The organism is Bacillus sp. B.PNR1 (assembly GCF_030386235.1).
GTDB lineage: Bacteria > Bacillota > Bacilli > Bacillales > Bacillaceae > Bacillus > Bacillus stercoris.
The window spans coordinates 422694-442265 of sequence record NZ_JANYMN010000002.1; the positions used below are offsets into that span (position 1 = coordinate 422694).

General features: G+C 44.4%; 26 protein-coding genes. 23 read left to right on the forward strand and 3 right to left on the reverse strand.

What is annotated here, in order from left to right; translation table 11 throughout:
- The first annotated feature begins 85 nt into the window (after positions 1 to 85).
- The 6 genes from NZD81_RS13480 to NZD81_RS13505 all read left to right on the forward strand — a co-directional run bounded on the left by NZD81_RS13480 (position 86) and on the right by NZD81_RS13505 (position 5584).
- Positions 86 to 247: a hypothetical protein gene (locus NZD81_RS13480; RefSeq protein ID WP_003227632.1), complete on the forward strand. Its 162-nt coding sequence runs from the start codon at positions 86 to 88 to the stop codon at positions 245 to 247.
- A 30-nt stretch (positions 248 to 277) separates the two neighbouring features.
- Positions 278 to 1561, forward strand: coding sequence for a transcription termination factor Rho (gene rho / locus NZD81_RS13485; RefSeq protein ID WP_003221939.1), 1284 nt, complete (start codon positions 278 to 280; stop codon positions 1559 to 1561).
- Between the two features lie 118 nt (positions 1562 to 1679).
- A complete protein-coding gene (gene rpmE / locus NZD81_RS13490) occupies positions 1680 to 1880 on the forward strand; it encodes a 50S ribosomal protein L31 (RefSeq protein WP_003151132.1) in 201 nt (66 codons plus the stop codon).
- An 88-nt stretch (positions 1881 to 1968) separates the two neighbouring features.
- Positions 1969 to 2556 (forward strand): thymidine kinase, encoded by a 588-nt coding sequence (locus tag NZD81_RS13495; RefSeq protein ID WP_014478269.1) that lies wholly within the window; start codon positions 1969 to 1971, stop codon positions 2554 to 2556.
- A 289-nt stretch (positions 2557 to 2845) separates the two neighbouring features.
- Positions 2846 to 4543 carry an oxaloacetate-decarboxylating malate dehydrogenase gene (gene malS / locus NZD81_RS13500; protein ID WP_040081540.1) on the forward strand — a complete coding sequence of 566 codons (1698 nt, stop codon included), beginning with the start codon at positions 2846 to 2848 and terminating at the stop codon, positions 4541 to 4543.
- 81 nt (positions 4544 to 4624) lie between these two features.
- Complete coding sequence (locus tag NZD81_RS13505; protein ID WP_014478268.1) at positions 4625 to 5584, forward strand: AEC family transporter; 960 nt, start codon at positions 4625 to 4627, stop codon at positions 5582 to 5584.
- Between the two features lie 34 nt (positions 5585 to 5618).
- On the opposite strand, the gene racA is transcribed toward NZD81_RS13505, so the two are convergent.
- Both racA and gloA2 read right to left on the reverse strand, forming a co-directional pair.
- A complete protein-coding gene (gene racA, locus NZD81_RS13510) occupies positions 5619 to 6173 on the reverse strand; it encodes a chromosome-anchoring protein RacA (RefSeq protein ID WP_040081541.1) in 555 nt (184 codons plus the stop codon).
- A 121-nt stretch (positions 6174 to 6294) separates the two neighbouring features.
- Positions 6295 to 6681, reverse strand: a complete 387-nt coding sequence (gloA2, locus tag NZD81_RS13515) for an SMU1112c/YaeR family gloxylase I-like metalloprotein (protein WP_095432241.1) — start codon at positions 6679 to 6681, stop codon at positions 6295 to 6297.
- A 125-nt stretch (positions 6682 to 6806) separates the two neighbouring features.
- Between gloA2 and prfA the strand changes: the two genes are divergently transcribed.
- The 3 genes from prfA to NZD81_RS13530 are packed head-to-tail and all read left to right on the forward strand — an operon-like array spanning position 6807 to position 9092.
- Complete coding sequence (prfA, locus tag NZD81_RS13520) at positions 6807 to 7877, forward strand: peptide chain release factor 1 (protein ID WP_003227645.1); 1071 nt, start codon at positions 6807 to 6809, stop codon at positions 7875 to 7877.
- A 1-nt stretch (position 7878) separates the two neighbouring features.
- Positions 7879 to 8745 (forward strand): peptide chain release factor N(5)-glutamine methyltransferase, encoded by an 867-nt coding sequence (prmC, locus tag NZD81_RS13525; protein ID WP_040081543.1) that lies wholly within the window; start codon positions 7879 to 7881, stop codon positions 8743 to 8745.
- 59 nt (positions 8746 to 8804) lie between these two features.
- The gene (locus tag NZD81_RS13530) at positions 8805 to 9092 is read left to right on the forward strand and encodes a DUF5316 family protein (RefSeq protein WP_014665731.1); all 288 of its coding nucleotides are present in this window, start codon (positions 8805 to 8807) and stop codon (positions 9090 to 9092) included.
- A gap of 16 nt (positions 9093 to 9108) precedes the next feature.
- On the opposite strand, the gene NZD81_RS13535 is transcribed toward NZD81_RS13530, so the two are convergent.
- A complete protein-coding gene (locus NZD81_RS13535; protein WP_147772647.1) occupies positions 9109 to 9471 on the reverse strand; it encodes a UPF0715 family protein in 363 nt (120 codons plus the stop codon).
- 140 nt (positions 9472 to 9611) lie between these two features.
- Between NZD81_RS13535 and spoIIR the strand changes: the two genes are divergently transcribed.
- From spoIIR to NZD81_RS13605, 14 genes are all read left to right on the forward strand, one after another.
- A complete protein-coding gene (gene spoIIR, locus NZD81_RS13540; protein WP_040081545.1) occupies positions 9612 to 10286 on the forward strand; it encodes a stage II sporulation protein R in 675 nt (224 codons plus the stop codon).
- A gap of 65 nt (positions 10287 to 10351) precedes the next feature.
- Positions 10352 to 10795, forward strand: a complete 444-nt coding sequence (locus tag NZD81_RS13545) for a GNAT family N-acetyltransferase (protein ID WP_071581761.1) — start codon at positions 10352 to 10354, stop codon at positions 10793 to 10795.
- A 156-nt stretch (positions 10796 to 10951) separates the two neighbouring features.
- The gene (locus NZD81_RS13550) at positions 10952 to 11992 is read left to right on the forward strand and encodes an L-threonylcarbamoyladenylate synthase (RefSeq protein WP_282373758.1); all 1041 of its coding nucleotides are present in this window, start codon (positions 10952 to 10954) and stop codon (positions 11990 to 11992) included.
- A gap of 78 nt (positions 11993 to 12070) precedes the next feature.
- A complete protein-coding gene (locus tag NZD81_RS13555) occupies positions 12071 to 12628 on the forward strand; it encodes a manganese efflux pump MntP (protein WP_040081548.1) in 558 nt (185 codons plus the stop codon).
- Between the two features lie 75 nt (positions 12629 to 12703).
- Positions 12704 to 13156, forward strand: a complete 453-nt coding sequence (gene prpB, locus NZD81_RS13560) for a protein arginine phosphatase PrpB (RefSeq protein WP_040081549.1) — start codon at positions 12704 to 12706, stop codon at positions 13154 to 13156.
- A gap of 156 nt (positions 13157 to 13312) precedes the next feature.
- The gene (gene rpiB / locus NZD81_RS13565) at positions 13313 to 13762 is read left to right on the forward strand and encodes a ribose 5-phosphate isomerase B (protein ID WP_014665723.1); all 450 of its coding nucleotides are present in this window, start codon (positions 13313 to 13315) and stop codon (positions 13760 to 13762) included.
- A gap of 12 nt (positions 13763 to 13774) precedes the next feature.
- Positions 13775 to 14317 (forward strand): TIGR01440 family protein, encoded by a 543-nt coding sequence (locus NZD81_RS13570; RefSeq protein ID WP_282373757.1) that lies wholly within the window; start codon positions 13775 to 13777, stop codon positions 14315 to 14317.
- Positions 14318 to 14523: 206 nt separating this feature from the next.
- Positions 14524 to 15771 carry a serine hydroxymethyltransferase gene (glyA, locus tag NZD81_RS13575; RefSeq protein ID WP_014665721.1) on the forward strand — a complete coding sequence of 416 codons (1248 nt, stop codon included), beginning with the start codon at positions 14524 to 14526 and terminating at the stop codon, positions 15769 to 15771.
- Positions 15772 to 15907: 136 nt separating this feature from the next.
- Positions 15908 to 16537: a uracil phosphoribosyltransferase gene (gene upp / locus NZD81_RS13580; RefSeq protein ID WP_003227670.1), complete on the forward strand. Its 630-nt coding sequence runs from the start codon at positions 15908 to 15910 to the stop codon at positions 16535 to 16537.
- 424 nt (positions 16538 to 16961) lie between these two features.
- Complete coding sequence (atpI, locus tag NZD81_RS13585) at positions 16962 to 17345, forward strand: ATP synthase subunit I (protein WP_003243159.1); 384 nt, start codon at positions 16962 to 16964, stop codon at positions 17343 to 17345.
- 7 nt (positions 17346 to 17352) lie between these two features.
- Positions 17353 to 18087, forward strand: a complete 735-nt coding sequence (gene atpB / locus NZD81_RS13590; RefSeq protein WP_014665720.1) for a F0F1 ATP synthase subunit A — start codon at positions 17353 to 17355, stop codon at positions 18085 to 18087.
- Positions 18088 to 18132: 45 nt separating this feature from the next.
- Complete coding sequence (gene atpE / locus NZD81_RS13595) at positions 18133 to 18345, forward strand: F0F1 ATP synthase subunit C (protein ID WP_003151167.1); 213 nt, start codon at positions 18133 to 18135, stop codon at positions 18343 to 18345.
- 162 nt (positions 18346 to 18507) lie between these two features.
- Positions 18508 to 19020 (forward strand): F0F1 ATP synthase subunit B, encoded by a 513-nt coding sequence (gene atpF / locus NZD81_RS13600; RefSeq protein WP_003244051.1) that lies wholly within the window; start codon positions 18508 to 18510, stop codon positions 19018 to 19020.
- On the forward strand, positions 19017 to 19562 hold the full coding sequence (locus tag NZD81_RS13605; RefSeq protein ID WP_014665718.1) for a F0F1 ATP synthase subunit delta: 546 nt from the start codon (positions 19017 to 19019) through the stop codon (positions 19560 to 19562). Before atpF ends, NZD81_RS13605 begins: the two co-directional genes overlap by 4 nt.
- The last annotated feature ends 10 nt before the right edge of the window (positions 19563 to 19572 follow it).

Below are 19572 nucleotides of genomic sequence, written 5' to 3' on the forward strand. Positions count from 1 at the left end.
AATTTTACTGCGTAATACCTTCTTTTAAGCACTAGGAAAGTTTCAATTTCTACCGCATACAGACGATATAAGTATTGATCTTCTCATGTTTTTGTCCTCGCTTCCTTCAAAACTCATTAAGACAATCCTTTTAACAAAAGCGCCGATCATGGGTGGAAGTGTTACCGATAGAAGTTCCTTTATGTTAAAAAAAGAATGTGCTTTGGCGGATGTTGTGCAAAAGCAGCAGATGACATGTTCAGAGTAAGATATTGACTATGAAAAGCGTGGTGTTTTTATGAAAGACGTATCTATTTCCTCATTGGAAAATATGAAATTGAAAGAGCTTTATGAACTTGCAAGACATTATAAAATCTCCTATTACAGTAAACTGACAAAAAAAGAACTCATTTTCGCCATTCTGAAAGCGAATGCAGAACAGGAAGACCTGTTGTTTATGGAAGGCGTTCTTGAGATCATCCAGTCTGAAGGTTTCGGCTTCCTGAGACCGATCAACTACTCTCCAAGCTCAGAAGATATTTACATCTCAGCTTCACAAATCCGCCGTTTCGATTTGCGGAACGGAGACAAAGTATCCGGCAAGGTTCGCCCTCCAAAAGAAAATGAACGTTACTATGGACTTTTGCACGTTGAAGCAGTGAACGGGGATGATCCCGAATCAGCAAAAGAGCGTGTGCATTTCCCTGCTCTTACGCCACTTTATCCAGATCGCCAAATGGTGCTTGAAACAAAGCCGAACTTCTTGTCTACAAGAATTATGGACATGATGGCGCCGGTCGGATTTGGACAGCGCGGATTGATTGTGGCGCCGCCGAAAGCCGGAAAAACGATGCTGCTGAAGGAAATTGCCAACAGCATTACAGCGAACCAGCCTGAAGCAGAGCTAATCGTGCTTTTAATTGATGAAAGACCTGAGGAAGTAACCGATATCGAGCGTTCTGTAGCTGGGGATGTCGTCAGCTCAACGTTTGATGAAGTGCCGGAAAACCATATCAAAGTGGCCGAGCTTGTGCTTGAGCGCGCGATGCGTCTCGTTGAACATAAAAAAGACGTCATCATCCTGATGGATAGTATCACTCGGCTTGCCCGCGCCTACAACTTAGTGATTCCGCCAAGCGGAAGAACGCTCTCTGGGGGGATTGACCCAGCGGCGTTCCACCGTCCGAAACGCTTCTTCGGGGCTGCGAGAAATATCGAAGAAGGCGGCAGCTTAACCATCCTTGCTACGGCTCTTGTTGATACAGGATCACGTATGGATGATGTCATTTATGAGGAATTCAAGGGAACAGGCAACATGGAGCTTCACCTTGACCGCTCTCTGGCAGAGCGCCGCATCTTCCCTGCCATTGATATCCGCCGTTCTGGAACGCGCAAAGAAGAGCTGCTTGTGCCTAAAGAGCATCTTGATCGTCTATGGTCGATCCGCAAAACGATGTCTGATTCACCTGATTTCGCCGAAAAATTCATGAGAAAAATGAAAAAGACCAAAACAAACCAGGAATTTTTCGATATTCTCAATCAAGAATGGAAACAGGCAAATCTATCATCTGCAAGAAGATAAATTGTATTTGCAAAAGAAGTAAATCACTGATATAATTTTCTCATATGCGTTTCGGACAACGCTCCGAAATAATAACTCTGTTTCCACACGGGATTCAGGGCGGAAGGAGATGGATACAATGAAAGCAGGAATTCATCCTAATTTCAAAAAAGCAACAGTTAAATGCGCTTGCGGAAATGAATTTGAAACAGGCTCAGTAAAAGAAGAGGTACGCGTTGAGATTTGCTCTGAATGCCACCCATTCTACACTGGTCGTCAAAAATTCGCTTCTGCTGATGGTCGTGTTGATCGCTTTAACAAAAAATACGGTCTTAAGTAATAATAGATTTCTCAACAGGCAAGAAGCAATCTTGCCTGTTTTTTATATTGTCTAAAGCACAGCTGGCAGAGAGAGGGGAGCGAAGCCTATGTACATAATGAAACAAAGCGGGTGGCTTGAGCTGATTTGCGGCAGCATGTTCTCGGGTAAATCTGAAGAGCTGATCAGAAGAGTGAAGAGAGCGACTTACGCCAAGCAGGAAGTCAGGGTATTTAAGCCTGTGATTGATAATCGATACAGCGAAGCTGCTGTTGTCTCCCATAATGGAACATCAATGACGAGCTACGCCATTTCGTCTGCTGCTGACATTTGGGATCACATCAGTGAAAGTACAGATGTGATTGCGGTTGATGAAGTGCAGTTTTTTGATCAGGAAATTGTTGAGGTTTTATCATCTCTTGCCGACAAAGGCTACCGTGTGATAGCAGCGGGCCTCGATATGGATTTTAGGGGAGAGCCGTTCGGCGTCGTGCCGAATATTATGGCGATTGCAGAAAGTGTGACAAAGCTGCAAGCCGTTTGTTCTGTCTGCGGATCACCGGCGAGCAGAACACAGCGCCTCATTGACGGCAAACCTGCTTCTTACGATGATCCGGTCATTTTGGTTGGTGCCTCTGAATCGTATGAAGCCAGATGCAGACATCATCACGAAGTCCCAGGAAAATCTAAAAAATAGTCCAAAACATGGGTATAAAGATAGAAAGCACCGGCTGAAAACACCGGTGTTTTTTTTATATTCTGATAATATTCAATTAAAAAATTTAATTAAGTATATTAAAAAATTAAGTAATTTTCTTCCCTTGAATTTTGATTTTGACAGGCATACAATAGCTTACGTAATGTAAATAGTTTTGAGACATTGTTCGAATAATTGTCACAAAGTCGCATAAAGATCATGATCGGTCATATTTTAGATGGGTTATTACTTAACTTGGTTAACTATTTCAAGAAAGAAGGAGATTTGCTTGAATAACATAAAAAAAACCAAAGAAGGGCACTTAGAAACAACTCTTAGAGGAAAAGAAGTTTTATCTATTCCTACTTTAAATAAAGGCGTTGCTTTTTCACTAGAAGAAAGACAAGAACTTGGCTTAGAAGGGCTTCTTCCGCCAACTGTACTTTCTCTTGATCAACAAGCACAACGCGCGTACGAGCAGTTCCAAGCGCAGCCTGACCGCCTTCGTCAAAATGTTTACTTAAGTGATCTTGCAAACCGCAATGAAGTTCTTTTCTATAAATTGCTGCAAAACCATCTTCGCGAAATGCTTCCTGTTGTGTACACACCAACAGTTGGTGAAGCGATTCAGGAGTACAGCCATGAATATAGAAGACCTCAAGGAATCTACTTGTCAATCGACAACATTGACGGTATTGAAAAAGCGTTTGAAAACCTTCATGCGACAGCAGGCGATATTGATCTTATCGTTGCTACTGACTCTGAAAGCATTCTCGGTATCGGTGACTGGGGTGTAGGCGGTATTAACATCGCAATCGGTAAATTAGCTGTTTACACTGCTGCAGCTGGTATTGACCCTAGCCGTGTTATTCCGGTTGTGCTTGATGTCGGTACGAACAACGAAAAACTTCTAAACGATCCTTTATATATTGGGAACAAGCATGAACGTGTTCAAGGTGAACGCTATGAAGCTTTCATTGACGCTTATGTAAAAGCTGCATTGAAATTCTTCCCTAAAGCGCTTCTTCACTGGGAAGACCTTGGCAACAAAAATGCACGCAATATCATGAAGAAATACAATCATGAAATCCTGACATTTAATGATGATATTCAAGGTACTGGCGCGATTACACTTGCTGGTGTGCTTGCCGCTATGAAGAAAACAGGCGCTTCTATTAAAGATCAGCGTGTTGTTATTTTCGGTGCTGGTTCTGCCGGTATCGGTATTGCTGACCAAATCCGTGACACAATGGTGCTTGCCGGATTGTCTGAAGAAGAAGCTAACAAACGTTTCTACACACTTGATTACAGAGGCTTGCTGACTGAAGACATCGAAGGCATCCTTGATTTCCAAAAACCTTACCTTCGCAATGCGGATGAAGTGAAAGACTGGAAGCGCGATGAAAAAGGTCAAATTCCATTCGATGAAGTGGTTCGCCAAGCGAAACCAACGATCTTGATTGGCACTTCAGGGGTTTCAGGTGCGTTCACAGAGGAAATTGTAAAAGAAATGGCATCTCACGTAGACCGTCCGGTTATCATGCCGATGTCTAACCCGACTCACCTTGCTGAAGCAGTTCCTGAAGACCTGTTCAAATGGACTGACGGAAAAGTGCTTATTGCAACAGGAAGCCCATTTGACAATGTAGAATACAACGGTGTTTCTTATGAAATCGGACAATCTAACAACGCATTCGCGTTCCCTGGTCTTGGACTTGGTTCAATTGTAGCTGAAGCGCGTATCATTACGCCTGCTATGTTTGCTGCAACTGCTGATGCGATTGCTGAAATGGTTGATCTTGAAACACCCGGAGCAGGGTTGCTTCCAAGCATTGATAAGCTTCAAGAGGTTTCTATTCAAGTTGCGATTGCCGTTGCTGAAGCAGCAATTAAAGATGGCGTGGCAAATCGTCAGCCTGAAGATGTGAAACAAGCGGTTCTTGATGCAATGTGGACACCGGAATACAAAAAAATCATCGCGAAATAATTAGCGAGTAAATTTTTCTGTCCGAGGGAAAGCTTTTTGTAAAGCTAAAGTATACGGACATAGGATTTGGAGGAGAATATTTTGAGCATCTTAGATATCTTAATCCTCCTGGCGCCGATCTTCTTTGTTATCGTGCTGGGTTGGTTTGCAGGACATTTTGGAAGTTATGATGCCAAGTCGGCAAAAGGGGTAAGTACGTTAGTAACGAAATACGCACTTCCAGCTCACTTTATCGCTGGTATTTTGACAACTTCCAGAAGTGAATTTTTATCACAAGTTCCTTTAATGATTTCTTTAATTATTGGGATTGTTGGTTTCTACATCATCATTCTTTTGGTTTGCAGATTTATTTTCAAGTATGATTTAACGAACTCATCTGTATTTTCTTTGAACTCTGCACAGCCGACATTCGCGTTTATGGGTATTCCTGTATTGGGAAGCTTATTCGGAGCGAATGAAGTTGCGATTCCGATCGCGGTCACAGGTATCGTGGTAAACGCGATTCTTGATCCGCTCGCGATCATTGTTGCTACTGTAGGTGAGACTTCTAAGAAAAACGAAGAGGGCGGCGACAGCTTCTGGAAGATGACAGGAAAATCAATCCTGCATGGTCTTTGTGAGCCGCTTGCAGCTGCTCCGTTAATCAGTATGATCTTAGTGTTGGTGTTCAACTTCACTCTTCCTGAGCTGGGTGTTAAAATGCTCGATCAGCTTGGAAGCACAACATCTGGTGTTGCTCTCTTTGCTGTCGGTGTTACCGTTGGTATTCGTAAAATTAAACTCAGTATGCCGGCTATCGGTATTGCGTTACTAAAAGTTGCGGTTCAGCCTGCGTTAATGTTCCTGATTGCTCTTGCAGTCGGACTTCCAGCTGACCAAATGACAAAAGCGATCCTTCTTGTTGCATTCCCTGGTTCTGCCGTTGCAGCCATGATTGCGACTCGTTTCGAGAAACAAGAAGAAGAAACTGCGACTGCGTTTGTGGTCAGTGCGATTCTGTCTTTGATTTCACTTCCAATCATTATCGCGCTTACTGCGTAACAAAAAAAGCTCCCTTTACGGGGAGCTTTTTGCTTTAGGTTTGAAATTTGAACAGTGACAGCAGCGGTTTTTTTCTTGTTTTGGTTTTTTCAGAAGCAGCAGCGGTCTCGGGGATCGGCTGAGCGGTGAATTCTCTCATTTGTGAGGTCAGTGATTGCAGGTCTACAAGAATATCATCAATTTCTCTGCGGTGCTGAAGCAGCTGGTAAGATACACCTTCATCGGCTTTTTGTTTCAGCTGGCGTTCCAGCTCCGAAATCCTTGCTATCAGTTCGTTTTCGTCCTGCCTTTGCTGTAAAAGGGTGTCCAGCTTTTGTTCAAGCTGCTCGATTCTTCGTTCTGTGTCGCCATTTGTTTTTTGGACAAGGAAGCCTGTGCGCTTTTTAGCGCTTTTCGGCAGATGAATATCCTGAATCGCCGTGCCTTCAGAGATTTGTTTTTGAACAGATTTTAGAACCTTCACGTCTTCTGCCGTGAACGAATAATGTCCGAGCTCATTGCGTTCGGCCGGGAGATTCAGCTGCTTCACCCACCGCTGCACCGTTTTTGCGGAGACGCCGAGTTCACTTGCTACCATATTTGTATTCATGATCCCATACCTCCTTTTTAGCTAGGTATTCGACCATAGAATGCGGTTCCCTTCCCGTTAGACAAAACAAGAAAAGATTCGGCAAAGAAAGTGGGTATCTCCTTTTTTTCTTCAAAAAATATTATTGTTCATACAGTTCTAATGGAAGCTGGTCAGGATCAAAAAAGAAGGTGAAACGCTTGCCGGTCAGCGGATCTTTTCTGATTGGCTCTGTTTCAATTCCTTTTTCATGAAGCGCCTGAACCGCCTCATCCAAGCTGCTGACTGTAAAGGCGAGGTGACGCAGGCCTGCGGCTTCAGGCCGGGTTTGGCGTTCGGGCGGGTCGGGAAACGAGAACAGTTCAATGGCATACGAGCCGTTAAGCGACAAATCAAGCTTATAGGAGCCGCGCTCTTCGCGGTACGTTTCTTGAATCACCTGAAAACCAAGCTTATGTACGTAGAAAGCTTTCGACTTTTCGTAATCTGAACATATGATTGCAATATGATGTATGGATTTCAGCAACAATATCCCTCCTCGATTCCCAGTATAGCAGAGGAGGCTTTTAAAGCTGGGATTGAAATGCTTTTGACTGGGGTTAATCACTATACTATAATGAGAATGTTACGCACAGGAAAACAGAGGTGAAGACCGTGTTAGACCGTTTAAAATCAATCGAAGAACGATACGAAAAATTAAATGAGCTTTTAAGCGATCCAGAAGTAGTCAACGATCCGAAAAAGCTGAGAGAATATTCAAAAGAGCAATCTGATATACAAGAAACAGTTGACGTATATAGACAATACAGAGATGCGTCAGAACAGCTGGCTGATGCAAAAGCAATGCTTGAAGAGAAGCTGGACGCTGAGATGCGCGACATGGTGAAGGAAGAGATTTCTGAACTTCAGAAGGAAACGGAAACACTGTCAGAACGCTTGAAAGTGCTCCTGATCCCGAAAGATCCTAATGACGACAAAAACGTTATCATGGAGATTCGCGGAGCTGCGGGAGGCGAGGAAGCCGCTTTATTCGCTGGCAACCTGTACAGAATGTATTCCCGTTACGCTGAGCTTCAAGGCTGGAAGACAGAGGTCATGGAAGCGAATGTAACCGGAACAGGCGGCTACAAAGAGATCATCTTTATGATTACGGGAAGCGGCGCATATTCTAAACTCAAATATGAAAACGGCGCCCACCGCGTACAGCGTGTTCCGGAAACAGAATCGGGCGGACGTATCCATACATCCACTGCAACGGTAGCTTGTCTTCCTGAGGCGGAAGAGGTAGAGGTTGACATCCATGAGAAGGATATCCGCGTCGATACGTTTGCTTCAAGCGGACCGGGCGGACAAAGCGTCAACACAACAATGTCTGCCGTTCGTCTGACGCACTTGCCGACAGGTGTTGTTGTATCATGCCAGGATGAAAAATCTCAAATCAAGAACAAAGAAAAAGCAATGAAGGTTCTTCGTGCCAGAATCTATGATAAATTTCAGCAGGAAGCCCAGGCTGAATATGATCAAACACGGAAATCAGCAGTCGGATCTGGTGACCGTTCTGAACGTATCCGCACATACAACTTCCCGCAAAACCGTGTGACGGATCACAGAATCGGTTTGACGATTCAAAAGCTTGATCAGATTCTTGAAGGAAAACTTGACGAAGTGGTTGAAGCACTGATCGTAGAAGATCAGGCGAGCAAGCTTCAGCAGTCGGAAGGTTAAGATGAAGACGATATTCGAAGCCCTGAAATGGGCTTCTTCTTATTTAACCGAAGCGGGAAGAGAAGAAAATGCTGCCGAGCTGCTATTGCTTTATGATACTGGAATGGAGAGAAGCAGGCTGCTCGCCAGCTTGCAGGAACCGATTGGCGACGACGAACTGTATCGCTTTACGCGTCACGTTGAGATGCATAAAGAGGGCGTGCCGGTGCAATACATTATCGGAAAAGAGTTTTTTTACGGGCGGGAATTTATGGTGAATGATGATGTGCTGATCCCGCGGCCGGAAACAGAAGAGGTTGTCCTTCATTTGCTTGAAAAATATCGTAATGTCTTTTCTGAAGATGACCGGCTCGAAGTCGTTGACGTTGGTACAGGGAGCGGCGCGATAGCCGTCACGCTTGCGCTTGAAAACCAAAGCTTTTCTGTATCAGCAGTCGATATTTCGAAAGAGGCGCTGCAAGTCGCCTCTGCCAATGCAGAAAAACTTGGAGCGAATGTGCGCTTTTATCAGGGCGATCTGCTTGAGCCTTTTATTAAGGCGGGAAAAAAAGCAGATATCATTGTCTCGAACCCGCCATATATTTCAGAGGAAGAAATGGCTGATCTATCTGAAATTGTCCGTTTTCATGAGCCGCTGCACGCGCTCACCGATGGCGGAGACGGGCTGAAATTTTATAAGCGGTTTATGGAAGACATCCCGCTTGTCATGAAGGAGAAAGTATTTGTCGTTTTTGAAATCGGCTGGAAACAGGGGGCGGCGGTCAAAGACTTGATCCTCAAGGCGTTTAAGGATGCGGAAGTGGAAGTGCTGAAAGATATTAATGGAAAAGACAGAACCATATGCGCTCTGATTCATAAAAATAAATAAGCAGCTTGCCGGCGAGTGAATGGATCAAGCTGTTGAACACCAGCAAAGGGGATGTAAACATGAAAAAGGCCCTGACAGCAGGAATCCTGCTCATCGCGATTGAGAGCATGATTGGCACCATTTTTTCACAGGCTCCTTCATATGAAGCGATTTTTGGCGTTGCGTCTCTCGTTTTAGTCGGGCTCGCGATCATCACATCGGGTTTGGCTGTAAGCGGAAGCGATCAGCGGGCAAACTACCATTCAGAAACCAAAGAAGGCCGTACATCACGTCTAAAAATGGCAGCCGCTTTTTTTGTTGCGGCGATACCTTCCATTCTATGTTATTTGCTGACGGTTTTGTTTTAATAAAAAAGGAAGCCTTTTAGGCTTCCTTTTTTTGCAGTAAAACAGAGTCCCATATCCAATAGACAAGAGCTGTTAATACAGCGAAAAGATAAAAGGCTGTATTTTGAAAAAGAGATTGTCCCGAAGGCTGAAGCACGCCGAAAATGATCGCGTTGGCAATAAAAGCAGCGGCAAGGTAATACAGCAGGTACAAAGGGCTGAACCGTTTCGGCTTTTTATTCATCATGATTTGAAGCGGCAGTGCGAAGATCAAATAAGGAAACAGAAAATAAAATGCCATTGTGATGAGAGCGGCAATAATAAATGAATGAATATAAATAACCGAATAAAGAACCGACATCGTGAATGCTGATAAGAGCACTGTATAATTGTATTTCATCTTAAACCTCCTAAAGCACTATCGTACCATAAATAAGATTAACAGCTTGCTAGATTTTTTTCACCCTGCACGTTTACCCCAGGTTCTCCTTGTCCATAATAGGGCTAGAAACAAAGCACGGAGAGGAACGGTGGGGACCGATGAAAAAAACAGTAATCATTTGTATATATATCTTTCTTTTATTATCCGGAGCGCTCGTAGGGCTTGCGAAAGAAGAGACGGCACAGCAATCGGAAAATCAGCCGGTGGTCATACCAGATCAGGCGATTCGTTTGAGAATATTGGCAAACAGCGATAGTGATCAAGACCAGCAATTAAAACGTCATATCAGAGATGCGGTGAATAAAGAAATCACAACTTGGGTAAAGGATATTACTTCTATTGAAGAAGCGCGTCGTGTGATTCGCTCAAAGCTGCCTGAAATCAAAGCGATTGCAAAGGAAACGATGGAGAAAGAAGGAGCGAATCAGTCAATATCCGTTGATTTTGACAAAATCTCATTTCCGACAAAGCTTTACGGCAACATGGTTTATCCAGCCGGTGAGTATGAAGCGATTTTGATCACGCTTGGAAACGGCGACGGCGCCAACTGGTGGTGTGTGCTGTTCCCGCCCCTCTGCTTTCTCGATTTTTCTAACGGGGAAGCCGTCAAAGAGCAAGAAGATAAAGAAGCCTCAAAAAAGCAGACTGAAAAAGTGCTTGAGGACGTAACCGCTAAAGCAGAGAAAGCAAAAAAAGAAGAGAAAGAAGAGAAGGAAGACGGCACAGAAGTGAAATTCTTCTTAGTCGAATGGATTTCCGACCTTTTTTCCTAATCATCTGGTCTAAAAATAGATTTGCCTCATAGATTTGAAGAAAGAACGAAAAACGGGGTGAACGGATGTTTTATCAACTGCGGGTGGCAAGGGAAAAAGACGGAGAGGTGCTTGAGGAATTTTTAAAACAGGCGAAAACCAGCTATGAAGGCGTGAAAGAAGGCTTCACTCAATTTCTTATGCTGGAGGACAATGAGAAAAACATTGCCGGCTGCCTCGGAATTGAAAAAATAAGCTGTGACCAGGGGCTGCTGCGGTCGCTGGTCATATCGGACAAGCTTCACCAAGGCCATATTGTCACGCTTTTTCAAAGCATGGAGGTGCTGTGCGAAAAGCATCAAATCAAAACCGTATATCTAGTAGCGAATCAGCATTCCTCTGCGGACTTTCTGACGGCCATGGGATTTGAAAGAGCTGAAAGTGTACCGGAAGAACTGTTCTCTTCTGATCATTTCTGTGAATCGCGGCAAACAGAAGGGGCCGTTTTGATGAAAAAAACGTCTGGATAAATGCAGTTTATACACATACTTATCCACTTCTTTATTAGCGTTGTCCACAATTTGTGGATAACGCTTGTTTTATTACAGGACATCTTTTATACTTTCAAAAGGATTACACGCGTAAAACAATCGTTTTATTGTTGTGAATAAGGAGTTTGGTCAGAAATGAAAACGAAAAGATGGTTTGTGGATGTAACTGACGAGTTATCCACAAATGATCCACAAATTGCACAAGCAGCCGCTTTGCTTCGAGAAAATGAGGTCGTTGCCTTTCCGACAGAAACGGTATATGGCCTAGGCGCAAACGCGAAAAATACGGATGCCGTCCAAAAAATATATGAGGCAAAAGGGCGGCCGAGCGATAATCCCTTGATTGTCCACATTGCGGATATCAGTCAGCTTGAGGATTTAACGGGCCAAGCGCCTGAAAAGGCGAAAACATTGATGAAGCGGTTTTGGCCGGGAGCACTTACGCTCATTTTGCCTTGCAAACCCGGTGCGCTTTCACCTCGTGTAACGGCAGGTCTTGAAACAGTTGCTATTAGAATGCCGGATCATCCGCTTGCCCTTGCATTGATTCGTGAATCGGGACTGCCGATTGCAGCACCGAGCGCCAATCTATCAGGCAAGCCAAGTCCTACAAAAGCGGAGCATGTGGCTCACGACTTGGATGGCCGCATAGCCGGTATTATGGATGGAGGCCCTACCGGAATCGGAGTCGAATCAACCGTGCTTTCATGTGAGGGCGACGTCCCTGTTCTCCTGCGCCCGGGCGGCATTACGAAGGAACAAATTGAAATGGTGATCGGACCGATCCATGTGGATAAAGGGCTCAGCGACCAAAATGAGAAGCCGATTTCTCCAGGGATGAAATATACACATTATGCGCCGACAGCGCCGCTTGCCATTTGCGAAGGCAGCCCAGAGCGCATGCAGCACCTCATTCAAGAATATCAACAGGGTGGAAAACGAGTCGGTGTCCTGACGACAGAAGAAAACGCGAGCGTTTATTCCGCTGATTATGTAAAGAGCTGCGGAAGACGTGCTCAGCTTGAGACTGTTGCGGCAGGGCTGTATGATGCTTTACGCAGCTTTGATGAGAATAATGTGGATGTTATTATCTCGGAATCCTTTCCGGACACAGGTGTCGGTCTCGCCATTATGAACAGGCTGATGAAAGCCGCCGGAGGAAGAGTGATTCGCTGAAAGCAGTCGGATGTTCTAACCCTTTTTGGACACGCATAGGCTAAAAAAGCGGGGCGTGTCCAAGGGGGTTATTTATGTATGTCGGATTTGTTTATAGGCGAACTGATGACATTAAGCATCATGGCGTTTGCTTTAGGGATGGATGCTTTTTCTGTCGGCCTTGGAATGGGCATGGTCAAACTCAGAAAGAAGCAGATATTCTATATCGGTTTCATCATCGGCCTTTTTCACGTTATCATGCCTCTCGCGGGGATGGCGGCCGGTAACATGCTGTCAGGGCTCCTCGGCGTGTTAGCGGTTTATATCGGAGGGGCGCTGCTTTTTGTTCTTGGGGTTCAAATGCTTATGGCTTCTTTTAAACAGTCAGAAGAACGATTGATGTCGCCGGCAGGGCCGGGCTTATTGCTGTTTGCCGTCGGCGTCAGCCTTGACAGCTTTTCCGTCGGCTTGAGCTTGGGGATATACGGCTCGCATCCGCTCCTCACAATTACTTTGTTCGGGCTGTTCAGCATGATGCTGACATGGCTGGGCCTGCTGATCGGGAAACAAGTGCAGTCATGGCTTGGCACATACAGCGAAGCGCTCGGGGGCATCATATTAATCGTATTCGGCCTAAAGCTGCTATTGCCAATTTAATATACCAATAAAAGAAACGAAGTCGCCGTTTCTTTTTTCTTCATATATAATAGAGAAAAATAAGGGGTGGCTGACATGGATATTATTTTTGTCTGTACTGGAAATACGTGCCGCAGCCCAATGGCTGAGGCGCTTTTTAAATCAATTGCAGAAACGGAAGGGCTGAATGTCAGTGTCCGCTCGGCAGGCGTGTTTGCTTCGCCTAATGGGAGAGCGACGCCTCATGCAGTCGAAGCGCTGTTTGAAAAACACATTGCCCTTAATCATGTGTCTTCTCCATTAACTGAAGAACATATGGAATCGGCAGATTTGGTTCTGGCTATGACCCATCAGCACAAACAGATCATTGCCAGCCAATTTGGACGTTATCGTGATAAAGTGTTTACATTAAAAGAATATGTCACAGGCAGCCATGGGGATGTTATCGATCCGTTCGGCGGCTCAATTGACATCTATAAACAAACGCGAGATGAGCTTGAAGAACTTCTTCGGCAGCTGGCAAAACAGCTGAAAAAAGAAGGCAGGTAAGTTGCCAGAATATCTGCAAACAGGTCATTTGCAAATCCTGCGTGAAGGAGTAGAATATAGTGAAAAGCACATCATATGGTGTGAATCAAAGAGCGGACAGGCTGCGCGTTCAATAAAGCGGGCGGGCCGCATCACACACGCTGGGAGGAAAAGCAGATGAAAGTAGCCATTGCATCGGATCATGGCGGCGTTCACATTCGAAATGAAATCAAAGATTTAATGGACGAATTGCAAATTGAATATATTGATATGGGCTGCGACTGCGGCAGCGGTTCTGTCGATTATCCGGATTATGCTTTTCCGGTGGCCGAAAAAGTGGTTAGCGGCGAAGTTGACAGAGGAATTTTAATTTGCGGGACAGGCATCGGTATGAGCATTTCCGCAAATAAAGTAAAAGGGATTCGCTGCGCGCTGGCGCACGATACCTTCAGCGCCAAGGCGACGAGGGAGCATAATGACACAAACATCCTTGCGATGGGTGAACGGGTGATCGGCCCTGGTTTGGCTCGGGAAATCGCAAAAATCTGGCTGACCACTGAGTTTACCGGAGGAAGACACCAAACGCGTATTGGAAAAATCTCAGATTATGAAGAGAAAAACCTGTAGGGGTGCTGTTTAATGAATGAGATGAAACAAACGTGGCAGGCGATGCTGTCTGAGTTTCAGGAACAGGCTGAATTGAAACAAGATCAGCTTTTCGTCCTTGGATGCAGCACGAGTGAAGTGGCTGGCAGCCGGATCGGCACATCGGGGAGTGTAGACATTGCAGAAAGCATCTACAGCGGACTTGCCGAGCTTCGGGAAAAAACGGGAATCCATCTCGCGTTTCAATGCTGCGAGCATTTGAACAGAGCGCTTGTTGTCGAATCAGACACGGCCCGGCTGTTCAGGCTTCCAACCGTTTCTGCCGTGCCCGTTCCAAAAGCAGGAGGCGCGATGGCGTCTTATGCGTTTAAACAGATGAAGTCTCCCGTTCTTGTTGAAACCATTCAGGCTGACGCAGGAATCGATATAGGCGATACGTTTATCGGCATGCATCTGAAGCCGGTGGCTGTCCCTGTGCGTGTCTCTCAAAACAGCCTCGGTTCAGCCCATGTGACATTAGCGCGTACACGGCCGAAACTAATCGGCGGAGTGCGGGCGGTTTATGATTGCGAATGAAAGGACTGCATGGCCAGTCTTTTCTTTTATTTTAAGACAGTGATATAAATTCCGAACTTTAAATTAAATTTAAGTTATCATTATTCGTTTTTACCAATAAAAATTTAGATTTTTTAAAAATAATCTTTTACATCGGCCTTAAAAACCATGTACAATAGTGATGGTAAAAACAAAGAACAGGATACGGATAGGAGAGGATCTCGCTGATGAAACATTTACCTGCGCAAGACGAACAAGTGTTTAACGCCATTAAAAATGAGCGTGAACGCCAACAGACTAAGATCGAATTGATTGCTTCTGAGAACTTTGTAAGTGAAGCGGTTATGGAAGCACAAGGATCTGTTTTGACAAATAAATACGCAGAAGGATATCCGGGCAAACGCTACTACGGCGGATGCGAGCACGTCGATGTCGCTGAAGATATCGCTCGTGACCGCGCGAAGGAAATCTTTGGAGCGGAGCATGTAAACGTTCAGCCGCATTCAGGCGCACAAGCAAATATGGCAGTGTATTTCACGATTTTGGAGCAAGGCGATACTGTACTTGGGATGAACCTCTCCCACGGCGGCCATTTAACACACGGAAGCCCAGTCAACTTCAGCGGTGTTCAATATAACTTTGTTGAGTACGGCGTAGATAAAGAAACTCAATATATTGATTACGATGACGTGCGTGAAAAAGCCCTCGCTCATAAACCGAAGCTTATCGTAGCAGGAGCAAGTGCGTATCCTCGTACAATCGACTTTAAGAAATTCCGTGAAATTGCTGATGAAGTCGGCGCTTACTTCATGGTGGATATGGCGCATATCGCAGGACTTGTTGCGGCAGGCCTTCATCCAAACCCGGTTCCTTATGCTGATTTCGTTACAACAACAACACATAAAACACTTCGCGGTCCTCGCGGCGGTATGATCCTTTGCCGTGAAGAGTTTGGCAAGAAAATTGATAAATCAATCTTCCCTGGCATTCAAGGCGGCCCGCTGATGCACGTTATTGCCGCAAAAGCTGTTTCATTCGGCGAAGTATTGCAGGACGATTTCAAAACATATGCACAAAACGTCATTTCAAACGCGAAACGTTTGGCTGAAGCGTTAACGAAAGAGGGCATCCAGCTTGTTTCAGGCGGAACTGACAACCACCTTATCCTTGTTGACCTTCGTTCTCTCGGACTGACTGGTAAGGTTGCAGAGCACGTACTTGATGAAATCGGTATTACATCTAACAAAAACGCGATTCCATACGATCCTGAAAAACCTTTCGTTACAAGCGGTATCCGTCTTGGTACAGCTGCTGTAACCAGCCGCGGTTTTGACGGAGACGCATTGGAAGAAGTCGGCGCTATCATTGCGCTTGCATTGAAAAACCACGAAGATGAAGGGAAACTTGAAGAAGCAAGACAGCGTGTAGCTGCTCTGACTGATAAATTTCCTTTATATAAAGAATTAGATTATTAAGATCCAAAAAACCCGCATGGCGCTTATGCCCGGCGGGTTTTTTGACGATGTTCTTGAAACTCAATGTCTTTTTTTGTAGAATCAATAGAAGTGTGTAATTGTTGATGGGACAATAAAAAAGGAGCTGAAACACAGTATGGGAAAGGTTTATGTATTTGATCATCCTTTAATTCAGCACAAGCTGACATATATACGGAATGAAAATACAGGTACGAAGGATTTTAGAGAGTTAGTAGATGAAGTAGCCACACTTATGGCATTTGAAATTACCCGCGATCTTCCTTTGGAAGAAGTGGACATCAATACACCGGTTCAGGCTGCAAAATCGAAAGTCATCTCAGGGAAAAAACTCGGAGTGGTTCCTATCCTAAGAGCAGGATTGGGAATGGTTGACGGCATTTTAAAGCTGATTCCCGCTGCAAAAGTGGGGCATGTCGGCCTTTACCGTGATCCTGAAACCTTAAAACCCGTGGAATACTATGTCAAGCTTCCTTCTGATGTGGAAGAGCGTGAATTCATCGTGGTTGACCCGATGCTCGCTACAGGCGGTTCCGCAGTTGAAGCCATTCACAGCCTCAAAAAACGCGGTGCGAAAAATATCCGTTTCATGTGTCTTGTAGCAGCGCCGGAGGGTGTGGAAGAATTGCAGAAGCATCATTCGGACGTTGATATTTACATCGCGGCGCTTGATGAAAAATTAAACGAAAAAGGCTATATTGTTCCAGGTCTCGGAGACGCGGGAGACCGCATGTTTGGAACAAAATAAAAAAGAAAACCCCAAAATAAAGGGGTTCTTTTTTTATCCAGTTTTTTGATATTCGGTCAATTTGTATACAATTATAGGTGAAAATGTGAACATTCTGTGGAGACGTAAAGTATAAAAAGTTTTTTAACTTTAAACAGATTGACACATGTTAGGGGCTATTGTATGCTAAACGAGGGTATTATGAGAAGGTTTTCATAGCTTTCATTATAGTCCTCATCCCCAATGTAAATCCTCTCAGCAAACCCGTATTATGAGGATTTATTTAAGCGAATGAAACAGCATCCCTGCAAGGCTTGCGGATGAATGATTTTTTCGAACAGGCCCGTTTTTTGCCGGTCAAAAAAGGTCTTCTACTAAGGGTTAACCGCTGATTTTTGCCGTATCCAAGCTATACATTATTTTTTCATCAGGAGACAGATAATTGATGGACGATCCCAAGCTTACATTTAGCAGACAACGCAAATATTTATTGTTCATTTTGGCAGTGTATGTACTGGGTTATGGTTTAACAGCGTATAAAACCGTTTTTTTAGGCCTTATTCTGGGAACTGTTTTCAGTTTGTTTAATTTTTTACTGCTCGTCAGGAGAATGAATGCTTTTGACAGAGCTGTTGAGAAAGGAAAGTCCATACGATCTCTCGGGAGCGCAGCGCGGTGGTGCAATGCGATTCTTGCTGTGGCTGTCGCCTATAAAAATCCCGAATATTTTCATATGGCAAGTACAGTTATTGGATTAATGACAATATACCCTGTCATTATGATAGATTCCTTTATCCAGCTTAAACGTTCATCAATGGAAGAGAGGTGAAAACCCTTTGAATCATGGTTACAGAACTATAGAATTTCTAGGTCTTACTTTTAATCTGACAAACATTCTGATGATTACTGTGGCGAGTGTGATTGTTTTATTGATTGCTATATTAACGACAAGAACGCTTTCGATCCGTCCTGGAAAAGCCCAGAACTTTATGGAATGGATTGTTGATTTCGTCCGCAATATTATTGGCAGTACAATGGATTTAAAAACAGGGGCTAACTTCTTGGCACTTGGTGTCACATTGCTGATGTACATATTTGTGTCGAATATGCTGGGGCTGCCGTTTTCTATTACAATCGGACATGAGCTCTGGTGGAAGTCTCCGACAGCGGATCCTGCCATTACATTAACGCTAGCCGTGATGGTTGTTGCTTTAACCCACTACTATGGTGTGAAGATGAAAGGGCTCAAGGAATATTCCAAAGACTATTTGAGACCTGTGCCATTCATGCTCCCGATGAAAATCATCGAAGAGTTTGCGAATACGCTGACTCTCGGTTTGCGGCTTTATGGTAACATCTTCGCCGGAGAGATTCTTCTCGGCCTGCTTGCAGGATTAGCGACAAGCCACTATTCGCAAAGCGTGGCTCTAGGTCTTGTCGGTACAGTCGGCGCGATTCTGCCGATGCTGGCATGGCAAGCATTCAGTTTATTTATTGGTGCCATCCAGGCATTTATCTTTACGATGCTGACGATGGTGTACATGTCTCATAAAATCAGTCATGATCATTAAAACATTATATCCAAACGGATAACATTTTAAAGGAGGAACTTTTTCATGAATTTAATAGCAGCTGCGATCGCAATTGGTTTAGGCGCACTTGGTGCAGGTATTGGTAACGGTTTGATTGTTTCACGTACGGTAGAGGGGATTGCCCGTCAACCGGAAGCAGGTAAAGAACTAAGAACTCTTATGTTCATGGGTATCGCATTAGTTGAAGCCCTTCCTATTATCGCTGTCGTTATCGCATTCTTAGCGTTCTTTGGCTAAGCATAAAAGCCTTATATGAACTAAAAATGGCGAAGATCATTCCAAGAGAACCTTCGCCATTGCTTTATGTCTGATAAGCATCCCGCCTTGCCGGCTGAAAAGAGACAAGTGCGGCTGCTGGATCAGCAAAGAAAAACCTGCAGAAGGGAGTTGCCGTAGTAGATGTCTCAATTACCACTTGAACTAGGATTGTCGTTTAACGGCGGAGATATCCTGTTCCAACTGTTAGCTATGTTAATCTTATTAGCGCTTCTGAAGAAATACGCTTTAGGGCCGCTATTAAACATAATGAAACAGCGTGAAGACCACATCGCTGGAGAAATTACGTCTGCTGAAGAAAAAAATAAAGAAGCGCAGCAGCTGATTGAAGAGCAGCGCGTTCTTTTAAAAGAAGCAAGACAAGAATCCCAAACTCTTATCGAAAACGCAAAGAAACTGGGAGAGAAGCAAAAAGAAGAGATTATTCAGGCTGCACGTGCAGAATCTGAACGTCTGAAAGAAGCAGCAAGAACTGAAATCGTGAAGGAAAAAGAACAGGCGGTTTCTGCTCTCCGTGAGCAAGTAGCGTCTCTTTCTGTCATGATTGCGTCGAAAGTGATCGAAAAAGAACTGGATGAACAAGCTCAAGAGAAATTAATCCAGGACTATCTTAAAGAGGTAGGAGAAAGCCGATGAGTGGATCAGCTGTCTCTAAACGATATGCATCAGCTCTTTTTGATATAGCCAATGAGTCCGCTCAGCTGAATCAAGTAGAAGAAGAGCTAATTGTTGTAAAACAAGTATTTCAAAATGAAAAAGCGCTGAATGATGTGTTAAACCATCCGAAGGTGCCGGCTGCGAAGAAAAAAGAGCTGATTCAACATGCATTTGGCTCTTTGTCACAGTCCGTACTCAATACGATTTTTCTTTTGATTGACCGCCATCGTGCCGCGATTGTCCCTGAGCTCACAGATGAGTTTATCAAACTCGCAAATGTGGCCCGTCAAACAGAAGACGCTATCGTATATTCAGTGAAACCGCTGACGGATGCAGAAATGTTACCATTATCACAAGTGTTTGCAAAAAAAGCCGGAGTCGCTTCACTAAGAATCAGAAATGAAGTGCAGACGGATTTAATAGGCGGCATTAAAGTCCGCATTGGAAACCGGATTTATGACGGCAGCGTAAGCGGGAAGCTTCAGCGCATCGAACGTCAATTAGCCGGGGAAAATCGATAGAAGGGGTGAA